The following is a 20,134-nucleotide window of genomic DNA, read 5'->3' as shown; positions in this document are numbered from 1 at the left end:
TTATATAAATTTTATATTTATTTTTAAACGAGCATCGATTTTTATTGCACAGATGGACAGTTATGTGTAAAAAAGTGCAAAGTTTCGAGTGAATTACCACCAATTTAAGTTAAACTCCTTAAAAGTAACCTTCTTACATATTAAGGCAGGGAATAGGACCAATGAAAAAACTGCTTCCACTATTCATCAGCGCAGCATTAGGCAGCCTGAGTTCTTCAGTATGGGCGGATACTCTTACTGAAATCTATAATCAAGCCAAAGAAAATGATCCTCAGTTACTGAGCTCTGCAGCTCAACGTGATGCTGCATTTGAAGCGGTAACATCTAGCCGTGGCGATCTGTTACCACAAATCAACCTGACCGCTGGTTACAATATCAACCGCAGTGATATTGATGCACGCGAAAGTGATAAGCTCACAGCAGGCATCAGTTTCTCTCAGCAGCTTTATCAACGTTCAAGTTGGGTTTCTTTAGACACGGCAGAAAAGAATGCACGCAAAGCGGATTCTGCCTATGCGGCCACCCAGCAAGGTCTGATTTTACGCGTTGCACAAGCCTATTTTGAAGTGCTTCGCGCCAAAGATAACTTGGCATTTGTCCGTGCAGAAAAAGCGGCAGTGGCTCGTCAATTAGAGCAAACGAAACAACGTTTTGAAGTCGGTCTTTCTGCAATTACTGACGTGCATGACGCACAAGCGCAATACGATGGCGTGCTTGCTGATGAAGTTTTGGCAAAAAATAGCCTCACTAATAGTTATGAAACCTTGCGTGAAATTACCGGCCAAGAACATTCTGATTTAAGTGTGTTGGATACGAATCGCTTTTCAGCCAGCAAAACAACACAGCCGATTGATGCTCTGCTTGAAGAAGCCCAACAGAAAAATCTCTCTTTGCTGACCGCTCGTATTGCTCAAGATGTCGCGAAAGATAATATTTCATTAGCAAGTTCAGGGCACTTACCCTCACTGACTCTTGATGGCGGCTACAAGTACGGCGATGAAAGTAATAATAACAGCGGCTCTAAAGGCGATTATAACGATTTTAATGTCGGTATTAACCTTGCGGTGCCATTGTACACTGGCGGAAAAACCACTTCGCAAACCAAACAAGCTGAATTTGCGTACGTTGCTGCAAGCCAAGATTTAGAAAAAACGTATCGCAGCGTTGTGAAAGATGTACGCGCATTTAACAACAACATCAATGCCTCTATTGGCGCTTTACGTGCTTATGAGCAGTCAGTTATTTCAGCGAAATCAGCACTGGAAGCGACCGAAGCAGGGTTTGATGTCGGTACGCGAACTATTGTTGATGTGCTTGATTCAACGCGCCGTCTCTACGATGCGAATAAAAATCTCTCTAACGCACGTTATGACTATGTACTGAGCGTACTGCAATTGCGTCAAGCGGTAGGCACATTGAGCGAGCAAGATATTTTAGATATCAACGCTGGCTTAAAAGCAGACAGCTAAAAAAGTAAAAGCCGCTGAATTTTCAGCGGCTTTTTTGTAGCGATTGGCTCATTTGATACAATCAGCCAAAGGATGCGGCGCGATGTTAGCCTCTGCCGCCTTTAATCGCTTCAATAATTTCTGTGGTTGAGCAACCATCTTCAAAGTTCAACACTTTGACTTCTCCACCCGCCGCAATCACTTCTTCACCACCGGCGATATCTTCAGGTTTATAGTCACCACCTTTCACCAGTAAGTTAGGTAGTACAGCCGCTATCAAACGCTGTGGCGTATCTTCAGAAAAAGGAACCACCCAATCGACAGCGCCCAATGCAGCCAGTACCGCCATACGGCGATCCGTAGTATTGACTGGGCGACCTGGGCCTTTTAAACGCTTAACCGACTCATCCGTGTTAACGGCAACAATCAGGCGATCGCCCAATTTGGCTGCGTGGTTAAGATAAGAAACATGTCCTGCATGCAAAATATCAAAGCAACCATTGGTCATCACCACCTTTTCGCCCTGAGCTTGAGCTACTTTTACCGCATCAATTAAGGCTTGTTCACTGATGACACCATAATCAGTATCTTTGCTACCGTGAACCGCTTCCGCTAGTTCAATGGTTGAAACGGTTGAAGTGCCCAATTTCCCAACCACAACACCCGCCGCCGCATTGGCTAATGCACACGCTTCATCAAGTGGTTTACCTGCCGCAACTGATGCCGCCAGCACTGAAATCACCGTATCTCCCGCGCCCGTTACGTCATACACTTCTTTGGCTAATGTTGGTAAATGGAATGGCTTCTGATTGCGTTGTAATAGTGTCATGCCATGTTCGCTGCGAGTCACCAACAGCGCGCCAAGATCAAACTGTTCAATCAAGGCAAAGCCTTTTTCTACTAGCTCTTGCTCTGTTTTTACTTTGCCTACGACCTGTTCAAATTCAGACATGTTAGGTGTGAGCAATGTTGCGCCACGATAACGTTCGAAATCGGCTCCTTTAGGATCGATAAAAACGGGAACGTTGGCTGCACGTGCTTTTTGGATCAATTGCTGCACATGCTCTAATGCACCTTTAGCGTAATCGGACAAGATCACCGCTTTCACTTTCGGTAACGCCAGCTCCATGCGAGATAAAATCAGTTCTGGATCGGTGTTCTCAAACTTATCTTCGAAATCCAAACGGATCAGCTGCTGGCCTCGGCTTAGCACGCGTAATTTTGTAATGGTTGGATAATTTGGCAGAGCAACAAAATCACAACTCACTTTCAACGCTGTTAACGTTTCAGTCAGAACCTTCGCTGGCTCATCCACGCCAGTTAAACCAACAATGTGCGCATGACCGCCCAGCGAAGCAATGTTCATTGCAACGTTTGCCGCACCGCCTGGACGTTCTTCGCTATTCTCGACCTTTACTACAGGAACGGGGGCTTCTGGTGAGATGCGACCGGTTGGACCATACCAGTAGCGATCAAGCATCACATCGCCAATAATCAATACACCTGCATCATTGTAGTCAGGTAGGATTGGTTTCATTGTGGATCTCCAATTTTTGTTATTGCGCTGAGTGTAACACAGCTCATTGAGTCTCTAAAACACTCAACCTAGCCACTGCTGCCAAGCGTTTGTGACTCGTTTTCGCAGGTCAACAAACTTACTTTCGTCAACATCCGCATCCAAGTTAAGCAAGTTTCGATGATGGATCTGATTGCGCATTGAGGTATAGGCATCGGTGAGAGCCAGCGCTTGTTCTTCCTCCATAACGCCTTGGTTCAGCAGTGACTCAAAAATGCGTACGTTGTCTGACCAAAACGTCAATTTTGGCTTTTCATGGCTAAAACGCAGCACTAGATATTGAGCTAAAAACTCAATATCAGTGATGCCACCAGCATCTTGTTTAAGCATAAAACGGCCACTTTTCTTTCCCCCCAAATGATCGCGCATTTTTATCCGCATCGCGACTACATCCTGCTTGAGCTTGGTTTCATCTCTTGCCAATGACAAAATCTCATGGCGGGTGCGATGGAAAGCCTGTTGCAGTGGCTCATCACCATAAATCATTCGAGCTCGAACTAAGGCTTGGTGTTCCCACGTCCACGCTTCATTGCGCTGGTATTCATCAAACGCTTCAGCGGGGCTAACTAATAAACCGGACGCTCCAGACGGGCGCAAACGAGTATCAACTTCATACAAAATACCAGAAGCGGTACGAGTAGCAAAAATGTGGATCACGCGCTGGGCTAAGCGCAAATAAAACTGACGGCCATCAATCTCTTTTGCGCCATCGGTGTAACAATCCACCGGGCAGTCATGGAGAAACACGATATCAAGATCGGAATTGTAACCCAACTCCCAGCCCCCCACTTTGCCATAGCCAACGACTGCAAACCCTTTACCATCCCTCTCTTTTAAATGAGTGGGTTGGCCGTATTTTGCACTGACTTGCTGCCAAGCTTGGTTGATCACAGCTTCAACGATGGCTTCAGCAAGGTAGGTTAAGTGATCGCTCACTTTCATCACAGGCAACGCACCGGCAATATCAGCAGCAGCAATACGCAAAATGCAGATCTGCTTAAATTGGCGCAATCCTTCCATTTGCTGCTCCATATCCTCTTCGGGAATACGAGCAAGAAAATCACGCAGTTCAGTTTTATAAGCAGACAACTCGATTGGATTATAGAGATGCTGCGGGTCGATAAGTTCATCGAGTAAAATGGGGTAACGACTAAGCTGTTCCGAAATCATCGGGCTTGCGGTACATAAACGCACCAGCTGCGTCAATGCCGCAGGGTGTTCATCTAGCAGCTCAAGGTAAGTGGTTCGAGTCACAATTTTGTACATCAAATGCAGCACACGAGGTAAACCAAACTGCGCATCTGGGTGAATGAAAATCGCTTGGAACAGTTTTGGCATCAACCGGTTTAATACATCTCGTCCGCGTGGGCCCAGCGTTTTTTTCGCCAAATCCTCTTTAAATTGGATCAATACATGCGCCATGCCGGCAGGATCATCACAGGTAAGCTCTTGTTGAAAAATCGTTTCAAGCACATCTGGCTTGTGCGCCATATCCCACAGCTCGTGAAAATGTTTAGCAACGCAGTGGTCATCTTCTTCTTCATCATCGCCAATCAGAGTTGCAAATACTTGATGTACTTTGGTCATGTGTTGATGCGTTTCGTGAAGCAGCGTTACCCAGTCAGTGCATTGCATAGCAACAGCTAAGCGAAGTTGATCCAGTTCATTGTCTGGCAAGGTTTGCGTCTGCTTATCGGCCATCGCTTGCAATAGGTTCTCAAGGCGGCGTAAAAACAGATAAGCTTGTCGTAAATCGGCCACTTCTTGCGGTTTGAGCAGGGCAAGTTCTTCTATTGCAACCAGTGTTTCTAATAGTCCACGCTGACGTAAACTGGGTTCTCGTCCACCACGAATTAACTGAAATACTTGTGCGATGAATTCAATTTCGCGGATCCCGCCTGCGCCTAATTTGATGTTGTTATGCAGCCCTCTACGTCTCACTTCGCTGCTGATCATCGATTTCATACGGCGCAGAGATTGAATGGCGCTAAAATCGATGTAGCGGCGGAACACAAATGGTCGCAGCATTTGACGCAGCTCTTGATACTGCGGATACATTTCCCGCCCCATTACTCGAGCTTTGATCATCGCATAACGCTCCCAATCACGACCTTGCTCTTGGTAATAATCTTCGAGTGCCGCATAGCTCATCACCAGTGGGCCACTTTCACCAAAAGGACGCAAACGCATATCAACTCGGTAGCAAAAACCGTCAAAGGTATGTTGATCCAACGCTTTAATGATTCGCTGGCCTAAACGGGTAAAAAATTGCGCATTCGCGATGCTGCGGCGAGCGCCTTGTGTTTCACCGTTTTCAGGATAAGTAAAAATGAGGTCGATATCCGACGAGAAGTTCAACTCACCGCCACCTAATTTGCCCATACCGATGATCAGCATAGGTTGTGCTTCACCTTGGTCGTTAGTTGGCGTTCCCCACTCGAAGCAGCAAACAGCGTACTGCCACTGGTAAGTCTCAAAAATGAGTGCTTCCGCCAGTGCTGAAAGATGTGCAAGGCTCTCTTCTAACGTCCAACTGGCGGTGAAATCTCGCCAAGCGATGTATACCATTTCCCGGTTACGAAACTGACGCAAAATACGATGCCCTGACATTTCATCTTTGCACTCTTCTAGCTGTATAGCGAGATCGTCTCGGTAATGCTCTAGCCTTGACTCTCCCGCCAACATTTCCGGTAATTGCATACACAACCATTCATCTCGCAATAATGCTTCATTGATAAACTGGCTCATCCCGACCACATACAACAGCTGTTTTTTCAATGGCTCGGACCACTGTGCAATGCTCGGTTGTTGCTCTAGCAAATGTTGATAGGTTGTGTGCGCAAAAGCGTGAAGTGATGAAGGCAGTAACATGAGACATCCTTGTGAATTGAGACCAATGCAGTCGCTAGAAGGCTATTTATAGCAAACTTATATCAATAAAAAACGCCCAACAACAAGAATTGTGGGCGTTGATTGAAGGATCGAATTTCTACAGAGTTAGACTTTGAACATCGTGATTTTCCGATCTAACTCTTCAGCGTTGCTTTGCATGATCTCTGATGTTTCAAGCAACTCACCAACCACTGTTACTGAGGCTTCAACAAGCTCCCTCACATTGGTTAGATTTTGGTCCATTTCCTGAGCCACGCTAGTTTGCTGCCCAGCGGCCGTTGCGATTTGGATATTCATGTCATTGATCCGTTGCACTTGATTCACAATACCATCTAATTCAGTGCCCGCATTCGTAACCAGCTCAACTCCTTCAGCCGCTTCAACTACACTTTTTTCCATTAAATCAACAGCTGAATTGGCACTATTTTGTAATTGAGAAATCATCTCTTGGATCTCAATCGTCGCTTTTTGGGTGCGCTGCGCTAAGTTACGCACTTCATCGGCCACCACCGCAAAACCACGCCCAGCTTCACCAGCCCGAGCTGCTTCAATGGCAGCATTGAGCGCGAGTAGGTTGGTTTGCTCGGAAATACTTTGGATGGTTCCAACAACACTGCCAATCGCAACAACTCGTTCTTCAACTTGGTTGACGGCTTGCGCTGATGCCGCGATATCCTTCGATAGCTCACTCATCTTAGTGATGGTGCCTTTAACAAAACGCTGACCAGTTTCTGCTTGACCTGACGCTTGCTCGGTTAGTGCTGATGCATTTTGTGCATGCTCTGCGACCGTTTGCACCGTGGATGTCATTTCACTCATGGCGGTGGCCAATTGGTCAATTTCGTTAAACTCTTCTTGAGCCGAATCTTTGGTTTCTGACATGCTGATGGTCATGACTTCAGTAAGTGACGAAAGCTCTTGTGAGGCATCCACTTGCATCTTAATGACGTCTTGCAACTGGCGGCGGGTTTTCTCAAGCTCTCGCGCAACGTCGCCGTACTCATCTTTACATTCCATATTAATCGGTGTGGAAAGATCACGACTTGCCATCAACTTAATTGAATCACTTAAATATTGTGTTTGGCGCAGCATGACTTTGGCTGCGGCGAGTAAAAGCACAACAAAAACGATGATCATGAATGCCGTTTGCCATACTACTTGAGTCAAATAAGCATCATAGTGTTGCTGAGCGATTTCGGTATTCTGAGTTGCTGCAAGCAGTGATTCGTAAAAAGTACGAGCATCCCAAAGCTGCTTTGCGATGATCAATACTGTACTAAACACCATCAGCATAACCATTTTAGGAACGAGACGAATATCGGTAATCAAACGTTCCCATGGCTTAAATGCCATTGTTGCCATTGTCAGTTCTCCACTATGTCTTATATGTTGAAATTTCGGTAAGTAAGCAAACTCAAAAACTAAAAAAGCTATTTATTTTGAGCTTCGTATGAAAAAAGATGATATCAAAGATGAGACAAATCCAATGTGTTTATTGTTGCTGATCCACTCACTCATGGCATTATTTGTGATCTCAGGCTTGTTGTTCATCCCTGTCAATCATGATACCTGTTAGGTTTCTATCGACCCTGATTTTTTGAACTGTAGTCGTTTCGTTGTGCAACCTGTTGGAGATTTGATCTCATCCACAAATTAATTGCAATTAATGAAACTAAATGAGCAGAGATATAAAAAAGAGACACCGCAGTATCTCTTTTTCATTTTGGCTGTGAGCCATGTTGATTAGCGACTTTTACGCCAATAAGGCTCGGCTTCAATGCCAATTTGTCGCGTCTGCTCCATCGCATGAACAATGGAGTTTTGTTGGCGAATCAGCCATCGCTTGAGTTGTTCTTGTTCGTCTTCTTGCAACTTGTCGATCAAATTCTCTAGCGGCTTGAGCATTAATAAATCATCTATTCCTTGCAGTAAATCAGCCCAAGGGAGACGGAAGTTTTTGCGTTCTTCAATATCATAAAGGCTCGCAAAACCGATGCCAGTGTAGAGATTACGCATTAAACGATACTGCTGATCAATATACTCTTGAGGGCTTAGCTCAACTTTAGGAGGAAAAGCTTCCATTAACTCGGCCCATGTGCGATCCAACTGCTTCACCGAAAACGAACCGACGTTACGCGCCATTTTTTCTCTGGCTTTATCGTCCAAGAAGGGTTGCCATCCACGGCTCAAAATCCAACGACTGAGATCAAGCAGTAACCCAGTATACCGCGCCGAACTGAGCAGCTTTAAATTTTCTTCCCGATTAGGTAGTGCCTCTTGCTGCTCTTTTAACTCGGCGATGATAAATTTACGAGCGTCCAGTTTACGCAGTGCGTGGCCTTTATCTTCAAGCAGATTTGTTAGGTAGTCATGAGTTTTTAACCACGATAACTCTTGCTCCAACCATTTTAATTCCTGACGTAAAATAGCGCTGGCGCGACGTGGCACAATGCCGCCATAAATGCTCAAGATCTGGCGTAAAAAACTGGTGGCGTGGCTTATCTCATGTAACGCCGGAATTGAATCGCGCTCGGTGTAGATCTGTTCATGGTGATGCCAATGGGATAATGCATGCTCTAGCGAGTGAATAAAACACTCTTCCACGCTGTCAGTACTGATTGTATTGACCAAGGTTAAGGCGTGAACTTCATCACCTTGATAACCAGACGCAAGACGATAGCCTCGCGCCGCTTTACTCAAGTTACCCAGACGCATACCACCGTGCTCACAAAACTGGCGAGCTAACGTAAACAAAGCATCCGTTTGCCCCGATTTCAACTCCAGCTCCACTTCGCAGATAGGTTCTTGTTTTTCACCTGCAACGACAAAGCCTTGATCGAAAGCCACTTCAACTTGGCTGCCATCGGCCATGCCAATCAACCACTGCTCGCGTGTGAAGTTGGTCGAAAATAGAGGCATCAGTTCAGATTGTAAGGTCGTAATATCTTTACCTTGTGGCCAGATATCTTCCGGATGAAGCGTCAAGTTCGGTTCATTGCTGTTGTGCTCAGCATTGTATTCTGGTCTTTGGTGCAACCCTGCAACGACTCGACCCGCCGTTTTAACAGTTTGAACATACACATCATCAAAGCGACGAATACGAAGCCCTGTGTCGTGTTGACGCAACCAGTTGTCAGGTGTATCGAAGTAAGTGTTCCCTAACGCTCGACAACTGTGCTGAAGTACTTTGATTTCAGAGATCTTGTAGCGCAAAATTTCCGAAAATTCTGGTGAAACAAAAAACTTCAGTTCTATCTCGGTTTCCATAACTAACCCTTTCAAAGCAGATAGCGAAAGAATATGGCCTAATGCACAGTGGGGCAAGTAACAAATATCACCGGAATGATGATCTAAAACAGTTTTAATGAGAGATTTAATGGGTTAACATGCGCGCCTTTATAGCCATCGCTCAACATTTCGCCATGAATGGTATATGTTATTTTAAGGTTATATTTTTTAGGTTGAACGACCATGCCAGTAAATACAATTATGGGGTTATTTGCAAAGTCCCCTATAAAGCCTTTGCAGCGCCACGTTGTGTGTGTGAATGAATGTTGCTCTCACTTAGTCAATTTCTTTGAAGTTTGTTCAAAGGGTGACTGGGAGAAAGCAGGTGAAATTCGAGCCCAAATTTCTCATTTAGAGAAAGAAGCGGACGTACTCAAGCGTGAAATTCGTCTTAAACTACCACGCGGTTTATTTATGCCTGTCGATCGTACTGACATGCTAGAGCTGTTAACTCAGCAAGATAAACTAGCCAACCTTGCAAAAGATATTGCAGGCCGTGTCTACGGTCGTCAATTGATCATCCCTGAGCCTCTTCAAGAAAACTTCATTGCCTACGTAAAACGCTGCCTTGATGCAGCAAATCAAGCGCAAAAAGTGATCAATGAGCTCGATGAGTTATTGGAAACAGGATTTAAAGGTCGTGAAGTCACACTGGTGGCGGAAATGATCAATCAACTGGATGTGATTGAAGATGACACCGATGCGATGCAGGTTCGACTCCGCCAACAATTAATGGCTATTGAGTCGAAAATGAATCCGATCGATGTAATGTTCTTGTACAAAATTCTAGAATGGGTGGGCGGCATTGCCGATCAAGCTCAGCGCGTTGGCGCTCGTCTTGAACTAATGCTTTCTCGCTCTTAAATCAGTAAGTTAACCAAATAACGAAGAGCAAAACTTGATCCATCAGCTTAGGCGTTGATTATTTTCTCCGCTGATGGTTTTGACTCGCTTCAAGAAAATGAGTCCAGTTATGCTCCGCTTGTTATCAAAAGACTAGGTATTACGATGGATATCCTTGCGAACTACGGCACTGTCCTGATTCTTGTTGCAGCCGCTTTTGGCTTCATGATGGCGATTGGTATTGGTGCAAATGATGTTGCTAATGCAATGGGAACTTCAGTAGGCTCAAAAGCGCTAACCGTAAAACAAGCTATTATCATTGCGATGATTTTTGAATTCGCTGGTGCATATTTAGCGGGTGGTGAAGTAACCGAAACCATTCGTAACAGCGTCATCGAACCCGCACTTTTCGCTCACCAACCCGACGTTCTTGTTTATGGCATGATGTCTGCGCTTCTCGCCGCCGGAACATGGCTATTGCTGGCTTCATACATGGGTTGGCCTGTATCAACGACTCACTCTATCATCGGCGCCATTATCGGATTTGCCTGCATATCTGTCGGCCCAGAAGCGGTTGATTGGGCCTCAGTAAAAGGCATCGTAGGCAGTTGGATTGTCACCCCAGTCATTTCTGGTTTGTTCGCCTACTTAATCTTCGTCAGTGCTCAACGATTGATTTTCGATACTGAAAATCCACTGATGAATGCCAAACGCTTTGTTCCTATTTATATGTTCATCACCACTATGGTGATCGCACTGGTTACCATCAAAAAAGGCCTTAAACATATAGGCTTACACTTGAGTACCGGTGAAGCATGGTTATGTTCTGCGGCGTTATCAGGCCTTGTTATGGTCGGTGGTTACTACTATATCAAGAGAAAATTTGCTAACCGCGAAGAAGACCATGGGTTTTCCGGTGTTGAGAGCATCTTTAGCGTATTGATGGTGATCACTGCGTGCGCAATGGCTTTTGCGCATGGTTCAAATGATGTAGCGAACGCGATTGGTCCTCTGTCTGCGGTGGTTTCAACTGTTGAAAGCTTGGGTGCTGTCAGTGCTAAAAGCTCAATTGCTTGGTGGATTTTGCCGCTGGGTGGTTTTGGTATTGTGGTTGGCCTAGCTACCCTTGGTCACAAAGTGATGGCGACGGTCGGTACGGGTATCACTGAACTGACGCCAAGCCGTGGCTTTGCCGCTCAGTTGGCAACAGCGTCAACGGTCGTATTGGCATCAGGTACTGGCCTTCCAATCTCAACCACACAAACACTTGTTGGTGCGGTATTAGGGGTTGGTTTTGCTCGTGGAATTGCGGCATTGAATCTAGGTGTGGTGCGTAATATCGTTGCTTCATGGATTGTTACCTTGCCAGCAGGCGCTTTACTTGCGGTCATTTTCTTCTATGCCCTGCAAGCAATATTTGGCTAATACAATAAGTCAATAGATTGTAAGTGCAATGTCATTAATTGACTCAAACGCACAGAAAGGGAGGCTTAGCCTCCCTTCTTTGTTGCACCAATCAACGAAACTTCTTAATATTTGTCGAAAGCATTTTAATACCTCATTTGATAGCTAAAGGACTTATCGTGAAAAAACTGATCTGCATGGTTTTACTGACCATGTTGGCTGCGCCAACGTTTGCGCAAGACCGCTATATTGCGGACAAACTCTTTACTTATATGCATTCAGGTCCAAGTAACCAATTTCGCATTCTCGGTAGCATCGATGCAGGAGACAAAGTAAAGCTGCTTGATGTTAATAACGATACTGGTTATAGCCAGATTGCCGATGAGAAAGGCCGCACGGGTTGGGTTGAAAGCCGTTTTGTCACTCGCCAAGAAAGCATGGCGATGCGTTTGCCGAAATTGGAGAGTGAGCTGGCCGAAGTGAAAAGTAAATTGGCCAATGCAAAGCAAAATGCAGACAGTGAAAAAGCCGGATTGGCCAATTCATTAGAGGCTCGCAATCAACAAATTTCAGAGTTAGAACAAAACTACAGTGATATCAGCAAGCAGCTCACTGATTCACAAACTGAAATTCGCGAACTACGCGCTAAGCTGGATACTCAGAAAGAGGATCTACTGCTTAAATACTTTACTTACGGGGGCGGCGTAGCGGGTATTGGTCTGTTACTTGGACTAATTTTGCCACACATTATCCCACGCCGTAAGAAACACCCTTCTGGTTGGGCATAGTCTCCCTAACTGACTGGATCTATCACTTGAAAAACGGTCACCAGAGAAAGGTGACCGTTTTTTTATCCTTTCCAATCATAAAGAGCTGGGATTTCAATCAATTCACCATCGAAACGTATCAAGGTTGATTGCGGATTGATCTCGACTAATTGCACGCCATTCACCACATCATCGCCTACCTTTCGCTCTACGCCATTAATTTTTACCCATCGTTTATCTGTGCGACTTGAATAAACGTGAGTCTGGAAATTCAGCGCTGGGATACGTCCTGAAAAGGTATCAAGATGTTCTGTGAGCAGAAGATGACCTTTTGATGTGTCTCCTACCAGTACGACTTGATCTTTGCCTTGAATCGCCAACTCAACTCGTTGTACCAATTCCGGGGATAATTGACTTAAGTCGAGATCATTAAGGCCAAACTCCTGATCTGCGTTTTTATCTCGCGGCTCACGAGTCGTCAACTGGGTACCATGTAAAGGAGTAAATGGCGGCGTAGAGCTTGTCTCGGTAAGTGTTTTCACTCGTGGTGTATTGGTTTGTAACTCACCAAAGTCAGGGTATTCCAGAACTTGGTAAGCCCCCTCTTGTTGCACAACTTGTGGCGCATTGTGCTTCAATTGTTCTAGCTCATCGATTCGAGCTTGGTATGAATGATAAACAAGATAACCGCAACAAAGCAGCGATGGAGCAAACAACGCGGTAAGTGATGATTTCGAGCACCATGAAGATGGCAAGGATTGATTAAACACTGCTACATGAGAAGAGTGAGGCAAGCTTTTGCTCTGGTGGCTCAGCTCTGATTGCTCTAATGCTTTAAGCACTTGCGACATTATCCTTGCTCCTTAGTAATAAGAAGACGAGGTGCGTTGTGTTGAGTCAATAGCTCAAGCCGACTTATAGTGCGAGCCCCAGCAATACCATCGCTGTCCATTTTCTGCCAGCGCTGGAAAAACGCTACTTTGCGCTTTACCTCACCATCAAATTGTTGATGCCCTGTGGCTTGCTCTCCAAGTAACTGAGACAATTTTTGGTCAAGCAGTTCAACATCATCTCCTTGCATGCCCTGTTTCAACGTTCGAAGTAAATCGTGCTGCCAAATGTAGTGATATTCTCCTGTCCATACGTCATTGAGCTGACTTTGGTTAATTTGCACATGCTTTCCTGCCATTAACAATTGCACCTGCTCAGCATTGATCTGGTACAGCACCGCATAAGCTTGTGTTTGCTCCGCAGCTAAAGTGAGCACCACTGGCAAATTTAACTGCTTTAATTGGTTGAAATCACCCTGCATACGCTGACATTGAAAGCGTCCTTGTGCTTGAGCATCACAAAAACTATCGGCCAAAGATGCGCTGTAACCCCACACTTTATAAAGATCGCTAATGGCCGCTTCCAATGCCTTCGAGCGTTCTAGATCTTGTTCCAATTGAGCACTGATCACCACTTGAGTGATCGGTTTAGGTAATTCAGGGGAAGGCAACGCAAAGCGCATCATGCGATCAATCCATGGCGGGCTAAACCACGCAATGAACACAGCTAACACTAAGCCCGCAATGAGAGGAGAGCGATACGATATTGAAGACGGTACGAGGCGAGCATGAGGCGACTGATAGACCGAAGACTGAAAATTCATGACCTCTTGACCCGCGGTACGCACTAATTCAAATGAGAGCACTTTCACGCCCTGCTGATAGGCTAACTTGAAACTCGCATCGCATACTAAGTTAATTAAACGCGGAATACCGTGGGTCTGTTCCGCTATCCATTTGATACTTTTCTGATCAAACCAATCCTTGTGACCGCCGGCTAACGCTAAACGAAAGTGGATGTACTGCTCTGTCTCTTGAACATTGAGAGGCAGCAAGTGATAACGACCGGTAATACGTTGCGCAAGTTGGCGTAATTGAGGTAATTGCAATTTTTGTTGTAACTCAGGCTGACCAATCAATAAAACCTTAAGTAACTTACGGCTCTCCGTTTCAAGGTTAGTCAGTAGTCGCAACTGTTCCAGTACATCGGCGGCCAGATGCTGCGCCTCATCTATCACTAATAGCGTCTGTTTCCCTTGCGCGTGGTTATGCAGTAAATGATGATAAATTACTTGGCTAAGCGCCTTTAAACTCCCTGAAGATGGGTAAGACAGCGCAAACTCATCACAAATCGCTTCAAGCAACTCGATGTTCGAAAAAGTTGGATTTAAAATAAACCCCGCCTGAGTACTATCATCGAGTGCCGCAAGCATCGCTCTTGCGATGGTTGTTTTGCCAGTCCCCACTTCGCCAGTTAATAGCGCAAAACCACCACCATCACCCAGCCCTGCTTGTAAATGTTGCATCGCTTCACGATGACGATGGCTCAAAAATAGGTAACGAGAGCTCGGTACAATTGAAAATGGCGGCTCGGTAAATCCAAAAAATTCCTTATACATTCTCTCGTCTCTATCATTTCACTGTGATGAAAAGTACCATTACTAACATCAATCGCCAATGGCGTTTCAGCATATTTAAGGTAATCCGGTGCAAGTATACTTAGTTGGGGGCGCGGTACGCGATCAGTTGCTCCATATTGATATCTATGACAAAGATTGGGTTGTAGTAGGCAGCAGCCCAGAGCAAATGCTGGCCACTGGTTTTACTCCTGTAGGAAAAGATTTTCCCGTATTTCTTCACCCGAAAACGAAACAAGAGTATGCCCTTGCTCGCACTGAGCGCAAAACTGGCGCTGGCTACACAGGCTTTGCCTGCTACTACGCACCTGATGTGACTTTGGAAGAAGATCTCGCCCGCCGCGATCTGACTATTAACGCCATCGCACAAGATAACGCTGGTAAGCTTATTGACCCCTATGGCGGCCAGCGCGATCTGCACAATCGCCTACTGCGCCATGTTTCTGATGCCTTTATCGAAGATCCACTACGCGTCCTTCGCGTGGCTCGTTTTGCGGCCAAATTCGCACATTTAGATTTTACCATTGCCGATGAAACCATGGCACTGATGAAACAAATAACGCAATCAGGTGAGTTGCAACACTTAACCGCCGAGCGCGTATGGCAAGAGTGGCAGAAATCACTGGCCACTCAGCATCCAGAAATATTTCTTTCTGTTTTATATGAATGCGGTGCACTTAAAGTGGTATTACCCGAACTGGATCGCCTGTTTGGTGTTCCTCAACCGGAAAAATGGCATCCTGAAATTGATACCGGAGTACACACCTTGATGGTTGCAGCGCAAGCGGCGAAGCTCTCTTCATCGATAGCGGTTCGTTTTGCAGCGCAAGTGCATGACTTAGGCAAAGGAGTCACACCTAAAAGCGAATGGCCCAGCCATAAAATGCACTGTCACACAGGAATTAACATCATTAAAGCCTTGTGCGAGCGGGTGCGTATTCCAAATGAGTGTAAAGAGTTGGCACTGCTCGTCTGCGAGCAGCACACCAATATTCATCGAGCGGCAGAATTAAAACCCAGCACCAAACTCAAAATACTCGATAAACTCGATGCATGGCGCAAGCCTGAGCGCTTGCTGGACGTTTTACTTTGTTGTCAGGCCGATCATGCGGGTCGATTAGGCTGCGAAGAGACCCCTTATCCGCAACGCGATATTTTTCTCAAAGCTTATCAAGCGGCACTGAGTATCGATGTACAACAGGTGATCCGTGATGGCTTTCAAGGGAAAGCGATCAAAGAAGAACTGGATAAACGACGGATCGCAGCGATTAGCGCGGTGTAAATCTTTCTCTTCTCAACTCGCAATTCAAAATGCGAGTTGCGATAGCAGAAAAAACAAAACGCCCTGCATTGCAGGGCGTTCTTTAAAGTAATGATGCTAAGCTGTACCCCGTGGGATTAAGCTTGGCCTTTCACTTCTTTAAGACCGTTGAAAGGAGCACGACCAGCTAGCGCTTCTTCAATACGGATTAGTTGGTTGTACTTAGCAACACGGTCAGAACGGCTCATAGAACCCGTTTTGATTTGACCTGCAGCTGTACCTACTGCTAGATCAGCGATAGTTGCATCTTCAGTTTCGCCAGAACGGTGAGAGATTACCGCTGTGTAACCTGCGTCTTTAGCCATCTTAATTGCAGCTAGAGTCTCAGTTAGAGAACCGATTTGGTTGAACTTGATAAGGATTGAGTTAACGATACCTTTCTCAATACCTTCTTTAAGGATCTTAGTGTTAGTAACGAATAGATCGTCACCCACTAGCTGAATTTTGTCGCCTAGAAGTTCAGTTTGGTGTTTGAAACCAGTCCAATCAGACTCGTCCAAACCGTCTTCGATAGAAACGATTGGGAATTGCTCAACAAGGCCCGCTAGGTAGTGGTTGAACTCTTCTGAAGTGAACGTTTTGCCTTCACCTTTCATGTTGTAGATGCCAGCGTCTTTGTCGAAGAACTCAGATGCTGCACAGTCCATCGCTAGAGTGATGTCTTTGCCTAGCACGTAGCCAGCCGCTGCAACTGCTTCTGCAATAACTTCTAGCGCTTCAGCGTTAGATTTTAGGTTAGGAGCGAAACCACCTTCGTCACCAACGGCAGTGTTGTAGCCTTTAGACTTCAGAACTTTAGCTAGGTTATGGAATACTTCTGCACCCATACGTACTGCTTCTTTAAGAGTTTTTGCGCCAACAGGTTGGATCATGAACTCTTGGATGTCTACGTTGTTATCTGCGTGCTCGCCACCGTTGATGATGTTCATCATTGGTAGAGGCATAGAGAATTGGCCAGCAGTACCGTTTAGCTCAGCAATGTGCTCGTATAGAGGCATGCCTTTCGCAGCCGCAGCCGCTTTTGCGTTCGCTAGAGAAACCGCTAGGATTGCGTTCGCACCGAAGTTAGATTTGTTTTCAGTACCATCAAGGTCGATCATCACTTGGTCGATAGCTGCTTGATCTTTAGCATCTTTACCAACTAGAGCATCAGCAATTGGGCCGTTTACAGCTGCAATCGCTTTAAGAACACCTTTACCTAGGAAACGTGATTTGTCACCGTCACGTAGCTCAAGAGCTTCGCGAGAACCAGTAGATGCACCAGATGGCGCAGCTGCCATACCTACGAAACCGCCTTCTAGGTGAACTTCAGCTTCTACTGTTGGGTTACCACGTGAGTCGATGATTTCGCGACCTAGAACTTTAACGATCTTAGACATTAATGTTTCCTCTCGTTGAATTTAAATGTCAAAACTATAAAGGGCAGCAGCACAACAATTGCAACTGCCCGTATCCTTGTTACTTCTCTGATTCACCGCGTTGGAACTCACCTGCCGCTTTAATAAAGCCTGCAAATAGTGGGTGACCATCACGAGGGGTTGACGTGAACTCTGGGTGGAACTGAGCTGCTACAAACCATGGGTGAGCAGGGTTCTCAATCACTTCAACTAGCTTCTTATCAGCAGACAGACCTGATACTTTCAAGCCAGATTTTTCGATCTGCGGACGAAGTTTATTATTAACTTCATAACGGTGACGATGACGTTCATGAATGGTTGCACTACCGTAAAGCTCATACGCTTTGGTGCCTTTCTCTAAGTGGCATAGCTGCGAACCAAGGCGCATAGTACCACCAAGATCAGACTTTTCAGTACGCTCTTCTACGTTACCTTCGTCATCTACCCATTCGGTGATCAAGCCTACCACAGGGTATTGAGTCTCTTTGTTAAATTCTGTTGAATGCGCACCTTTCATACCCGCAACGTTACGTGCGTATTCGATCAGCGCCACTTGCATACCTAAACAAATCCCTAAGTAAGGAACTTTGTTTTCGCGGGCATATTGCGCAGCAAGAATTTTGCCTTCGATACCGCGATCACCAAAACCGCCAGGTACGAGGATTGCGTCCAAACCAGTCAGCACTTCCGCACCTTTGGTTTCAACGTCTTGAGAATCGATGTATTTGATTTTCACGCTCAAGCGGTTTTTCAAACCTGCGTGTTTCAGTGCTTCGTTAACCGATTTGTAAGCATCAGGCAATTCAATGTATTTACCGACCATCCCGATCACCACTTCAGCGGTTGGGTTAGCCTCTTCGTAAATCACTTGTTCCCATTCAGAAAGATCCGCTTCCGGTGCTTTAATACCAAAACGGTTACAAACGATATCATCCAAACCTTGAGCTTTGATCAGTTGAGGGATCTTGTAGATAGAATCAACATCTTTCATCGAGATAACGGCTTTTTCAGGCACGTTACAGAACAAAGCAATTTTCTTACGTTCGTTCGCTGGGATAACGCGATCGCTACGACAAACCAAAATATCAGGCTGAATGCCGATAGAAAGCAGCTCTTTAACTGAATGTTGAGTCGGTTTGGTTTTCACTTCACCAGCAGCGGCAAGGTAAGGAACTAAAGTCAGGTGCATAAACATCGCGTGTTCACGGCCCACTTCAATCGCAAGCTGACGAATCGCTTCCATAAATGGCAATGACTCGATATCACCAACGGTTCCGCCTACTTCAACGATAGCGACATCGTGACCTTCAGAGCCTGCGATAACGCGATCTTTAATCGCATTAGTGATGTGTGGAATAACCTGAATCGTTGCACCTAGGTAGTCACCGCGGCGCTCTTTACGCAATACATCGGCATAAACACGACCAGCAGTAAAGTTATTGCGCTTGGTCATTTTGGTACGAATAAAACGTTCGTAGTGACCAAGGTCAAGGTCAGTTTCAGCGCCATCTTCCGTGACAAACACTTCACCATGTTGAGTTGGGCTCATTGTGCCTGGGTCAACGTTGATGTAAGGGTCAAGCTTCATCATAGTCACTTTAAGACCACGAGCTTCTAAAATCGCCGCAAGAGATGCTGCCGCAATACCTTTACCTAGAGAGGATACAACCCCGCCAGTAACAAAAATGTAATTTGTCGTCATGTTTAACCTGAAATTGGTTGAATGAGGGAAATGGATTTCTTCTGGACGGGATAAAAATATACCAGAAGCCCTTATTCGCTACAACGTGAAATCTATCACACTGTCATTTTTTATTTTTTGCTTCAAATCAAAGAGCACCGCTTGATATGGCTTATCACACCACTCAAATGAGTCAAATTTGTCTCAATGGGTGGGTTTTATTGTGGATTGCCAACACAGGGTATTACTTCGACTCCAAGCGCTTCACTTCATTCCACATCGCATCCAATTCTTCGAGAGAAAAATCGGTCAAGGTTTTGTGCTGACGTGCCACCAGCATTTCAATGCCTTTAAATCGACGTGAAAACTTTCGATTTGCTTTATTTAACGCCACTTCTGGATCAATTTTTAAGTGCCGAGCAAAGTTAACGGTGGCAAATAATAGATCGCCCATTTCATCCTCTACTCGAACCGGATCAGGGTTAATTTGCAACGCCTCTTCCATGACTTCTTCGATCTCTTCTTGGACTTTATCAACCACTGGGCCGATAGAATCCCAATCAAAGCCATATTGGGCACACTTTTTTTGAATCTTTGTAGCACGTAAAAGAGACGGAAAAGCGTGTGGTATTGAGTCTAGAATACTTTGATCTTTTTTTCCTGCTTGTACCTTTTCTTTGGCTTTTTCAGCTTCCCAATTGGCGTTGATTTGCGCTTCATCCTCAAACTTGGCACCCGCAAAAACATGAGGATGGCGGCGCGTAAGTTTTTCATTCACCGTTTCAACAACTTGCGAGAAATCAAACAACCCTTGCTCTTTCGCCATTTGACTATAAAAAATAACTTGAAATAGCAAGTCACCTAATTCTTCTTTGAGATTAGGCCAATCTTGGTTGTGGATCGCTTCCACCACTTCATAGGTCTCTTCGATTGTGTAAGGAACAACCGTGTCAAAAGTTTGCTTGATATCCCAAGGACAACCTGTTTTTGTGTCACGCAACTGTGCCATGATCTGTTCCAGTTGTTCGATTGGGTGGCTCATTTATCCGC

Annotated in this window: 14 protein-coding genes; 5 read left to right on the top strand and 9 right to left on the bottom strand. The window is 45.4% G+C overall.

Going from position 1 to position 20,134, the window contains the following annotated elements; translation table 11 throughout:
- Window positions 1-161: 161 nt before the first annotated feature.
- Window positions 162-1,469 carry an outer membrane channel protein TolC gene (gene tolC / locus AACU59_RS06755; RefSeq protein WP_017046499.1) on the top strand — a complete coding sequence of 436 codons (1,308 nt, stop codon included), beginning with the start codon at window positions 162-164 and terminating at the stop codon, window positions 1,467-1,469.
- Between the two features lie 85 nt (window positions 1,470-1,554).
- Here the strand turns inward: tolC and hldE are convergent, their stop codons facing one another.
- From hldE to AACU59_RS06735, 4 genes are all read right to left on the bottom strand, one after another.
- Window positions 1,555-2,985: a bifunctional D-glycero-beta-D-manno-heptose-7-phosphate kinase/D-glycero-beta-D-manno-heptose 1-phosphate adenylyltransferase HldE gene (hldE, locus tag AACU59_RS06750; RefSeq protein WP_013856054.1), complete on the bottom strand. Its 1,431-nt coding sequence runs from the start codon at window positions 2,983-2,985 to the stop codon at window positions 1,555-1,557.
- 63 nt (window positions 2,986-3,048) lie between these two features.
- A complete protein-coding gene (glnE, locus tag AACU59_RS06745) occupies window positions 3,049-5,895 on the bottom strand; it encodes a bifunctional [glutamate--ammonia ligase]-adenylyl-L-tyrosine phosphorylase/[glutamate--ammonia-ligase] adenylyltransferase (RefSeq protein WP_094145168.1) in 2,847 nt (948 codons plus the stop codon).
- A gap of 126 nt (window positions 5,896-6,021) precedes the next feature.
- Window positions 6,022-7,278, bottom strand: a complete 1,257-nt coding sequence (locus AACU59_RS06740) for a methyl-accepting chemotaxis protein (protein WP_013856051.1) — start codon at window positions 7,276-7,278, stop codon at window positions 6,022-6,024.
- A gap of 381 nt (window positions 7,279-7,659) precedes the next feature.
- Window positions 7,660-9,183, bottom strand: a complete 1,524-nt coding sequence (locus AACU59_RS06735; protein WP_026027277.1) for a CYTH and CHAD domain-containing protein — start codon at window positions 9,181-9,183, stop codon at window positions 7,660-7,662.
- A 204-nt stretch (window positions 9,184-9,387) separates the two neighbouring features.
- Between AACU59_RS06735 and AACU59_RS06730 the strand changes: the two genes are divergently transcribed.
- From AACU59_RS06730 to AACU59_RS06720, 3 genes are all read left to right on the top strand, one after another.
- Window positions 9,388-10,068 (top strand): TIGR00153 family protein, encoded by a 681-nt coding sequence (locus AACU59_RS06730; protein ID WP_013856047.1) that lies wholly within the window; start codon window positions 9,388-9,390, stop codon window positions 10,066-10,068.
- A gap of 144 nt (window positions 10,069-10,212) precedes the next feature.
- The gene (locus AACU59_RS06725) at window positions 10,213-11,472 is read left to right on the top strand and encodes an inorganic phosphate transporter (protein ID WP_026027278.1); all 1,260 of its coding nucleotides are present in this window, start codon (window positions 10,213-10,215) and stop codon (window positions 11,470-11,472) included.
- A 158-nt stretch (window positions 11,473-11,630) separates the two neighbouring features.
- The gene (locus AACU59_RS06720) at window positions 11,631-12,239 is read left to right on the top strand and encodes a TIGR04211 family SH3 domain-containing protein (RefSeq protein ID WP_094145830.1); all 609 of its coding nucleotides are present in this window, start codon (window positions 11,631-11,633) and stop codon (window positions 12,237-12,239) included.
- Window positions 12,240-12,301: 62 nt separating this feature from the next.
- On the opposite strand, the gene AACU59_RS06715 is transcribed toward AACU59_RS06720, so the two are convergent.
- Complete coding sequence (locus AACU59_RS06715; protein WP_094145831.1) at window positions 12,302-13,069, bottom strand: general secretion pathway protein GspB; 768 nt, start codon at window positions 13,067-13,069, stop codon at window positions 12,302-12,304.
- Entirely contained in the window at window positions 13,069-14,667 is a 1,599-nt protein-coding gene (locus tag AACU59_RS06710) for an ExeA family protein (RefSeq protein ID WP_094145832.1), read from the bottom strand. The genes AACU59_RS06715 and AACU59_RS06710 overlap by 1 nt, the downstream gene beginning before the upstream one ends.
- An 88-nt stretch (window positions 14,668-14,755) precedes the next feature.
- Here AACU59_RS06710 and AACU59_RS06705 point away from each other — a divergent pair, with 88 nt between their 5' ends.
- The gene (locus tag AACU59_RS06705; protein WP_094145833.1) at window positions 14,756-15,967 is read left to right on the top strand and encodes a multifunctional CCA addition/repair protein; all 1,212 of its coding nucleotides are present in this window, start codon (window positions 14,756-14,758) and stop codon (window positions 15,965-15,967) included.
- A gap of 116 nt (window positions 15,968-16,083) precedes the next feature.
- On the opposite strand, the gene eno is transcribed toward AACU59_RS06705, so the two are convergent.
- The 3 genes from eno to mazG form a co-directional block, all read right to left on the bottom strand.
- Entirely contained in the window at window positions 16,084-17,385 is a 1,302-nt protein-coding gene (gene eno / locus AACU59_RS06700; RefSeq protein WP_013856041.1) for a phosphopyruvate hydratase, read from the bottom strand.
- A 79-nt stretch (window positions 17,386-17,464) separates the two neighbouring features.
- Complete coding sequence (locus AACU59_RS06695; RefSeq protein ID WP_094145834.1) at window positions 17,465-19,105, bottom strand: CTP synthase; 1,641 nt, start codon at window positions 19,103-19,105, stop codon at window positions 17,465-17,467.
- A 223-nt stretch (window positions 19,106-19,328) separates the two neighbouring features.
- Window positions 19,329-20,126, bottom strand: coding sequence for a nucleoside triphosphate pyrophosphohydrolase (gene mazG / locus AACU59_RS06690; RefSeq protein WP_094143545.1), 798 nt, complete (start codon window positions 20,124-20,126; stop codon window positions 19,329-19,331).
- Window positions 20,127-20,134 lie beyond the last annotated feature (8 nt).

The organism is Vibrio sp. V23_P3S9T160 (assembly GCF_963886625.1).
GTDB classification, from domain to species: Bacteria; Pseudomonadota; Gammaproteobacteria; order Enterobacterales; family Vibrionaceae; genus Vibrio; species Vibrio anguillarum.
The sequence above is the reverse complement of the archived record's forward strand: the minus strand, read 5'-3'. Positions and strand labels throughout refer to the sequence as shown.

Coding starts and splice junctions, on each gene's coding strand:
- tolC (WP_017046499.1), top strand. CDS start 162: ATGAAAAAACTGCTTCCACTATTCATCAGCGCAGCATTAGGCAGCCTG.
- AACU59_RS06730 (WP_013856047.1), top strand. CDS start 9,388: ATGCCAGTAAATACAATTATGGGGTTATTTGCAAAGTCCCCTATAAAG.
- AACU59_RS06695 (WP_094145834.1), bottom strand. CDS start 19,105: ATGACGACAAATTACATTTTTGTTACTGGCGGGGTTGTATCCTCTCTA.
- mazG (WP_094143545.1), bottom strand. CDS start 20,126: ATGAGCCACCCAATCGAACAACTGGAACAGATCATGGCACAGTTGCGT.
- AACU59_RS06715 (WP_094145831.1), bottom strand. CDS start 13,069: ATGTCGCAAGTGCTTAAAGCATTAGAGCAATCAGAGCTGAGCCACCAG.
- AACU59_RS06725 (WP_026027278.1), top strand. CDS start 10,213: ATGGATATCCTTGCGAACTACGGCACTGTCCTGATTCTTGTTGCAGCC.
- AACU59_RS06710 (WP_094145832.1), bottom strand. CDS start 14,667: ATGTATAAGGAATTTTTTGGATTTACCGAGCCGCCATTTTCAATTGTA.
- AACU59_RS06740 (WP_013856051.1), bottom strand. CDS start 7,278: ATGGCAACAATGGCATTTAAGCCATGGGAACGTTTGATTACCGATATT.
- glnE (WP_094145168.1), bottom strand. CDS start 5,895: ATGTTACTGCCTTCATCACTTCACGCTTTTGCGCACACAACCTATCAA.
- AACU59_RS06735 (WP_026027277.1), bottom strand. CDS start 9,183: ATGGAAACCGAGATAGAACTGAAGTTTTTTGTTTCACCAGAATTTTCG.
- hldE (WP_013856054.1), bottom strand. CDS start 2,985: ATGAAACCAATCCTACCTGACTACAATGATGCAGGTGTATTGATTATT.
- eno (WP_013856041.1), bottom strand. CDS start 17,385: ATGTCTAAGATCGTTAAAGTTCTAGGTCGCGAAATCATCGACTCACGT.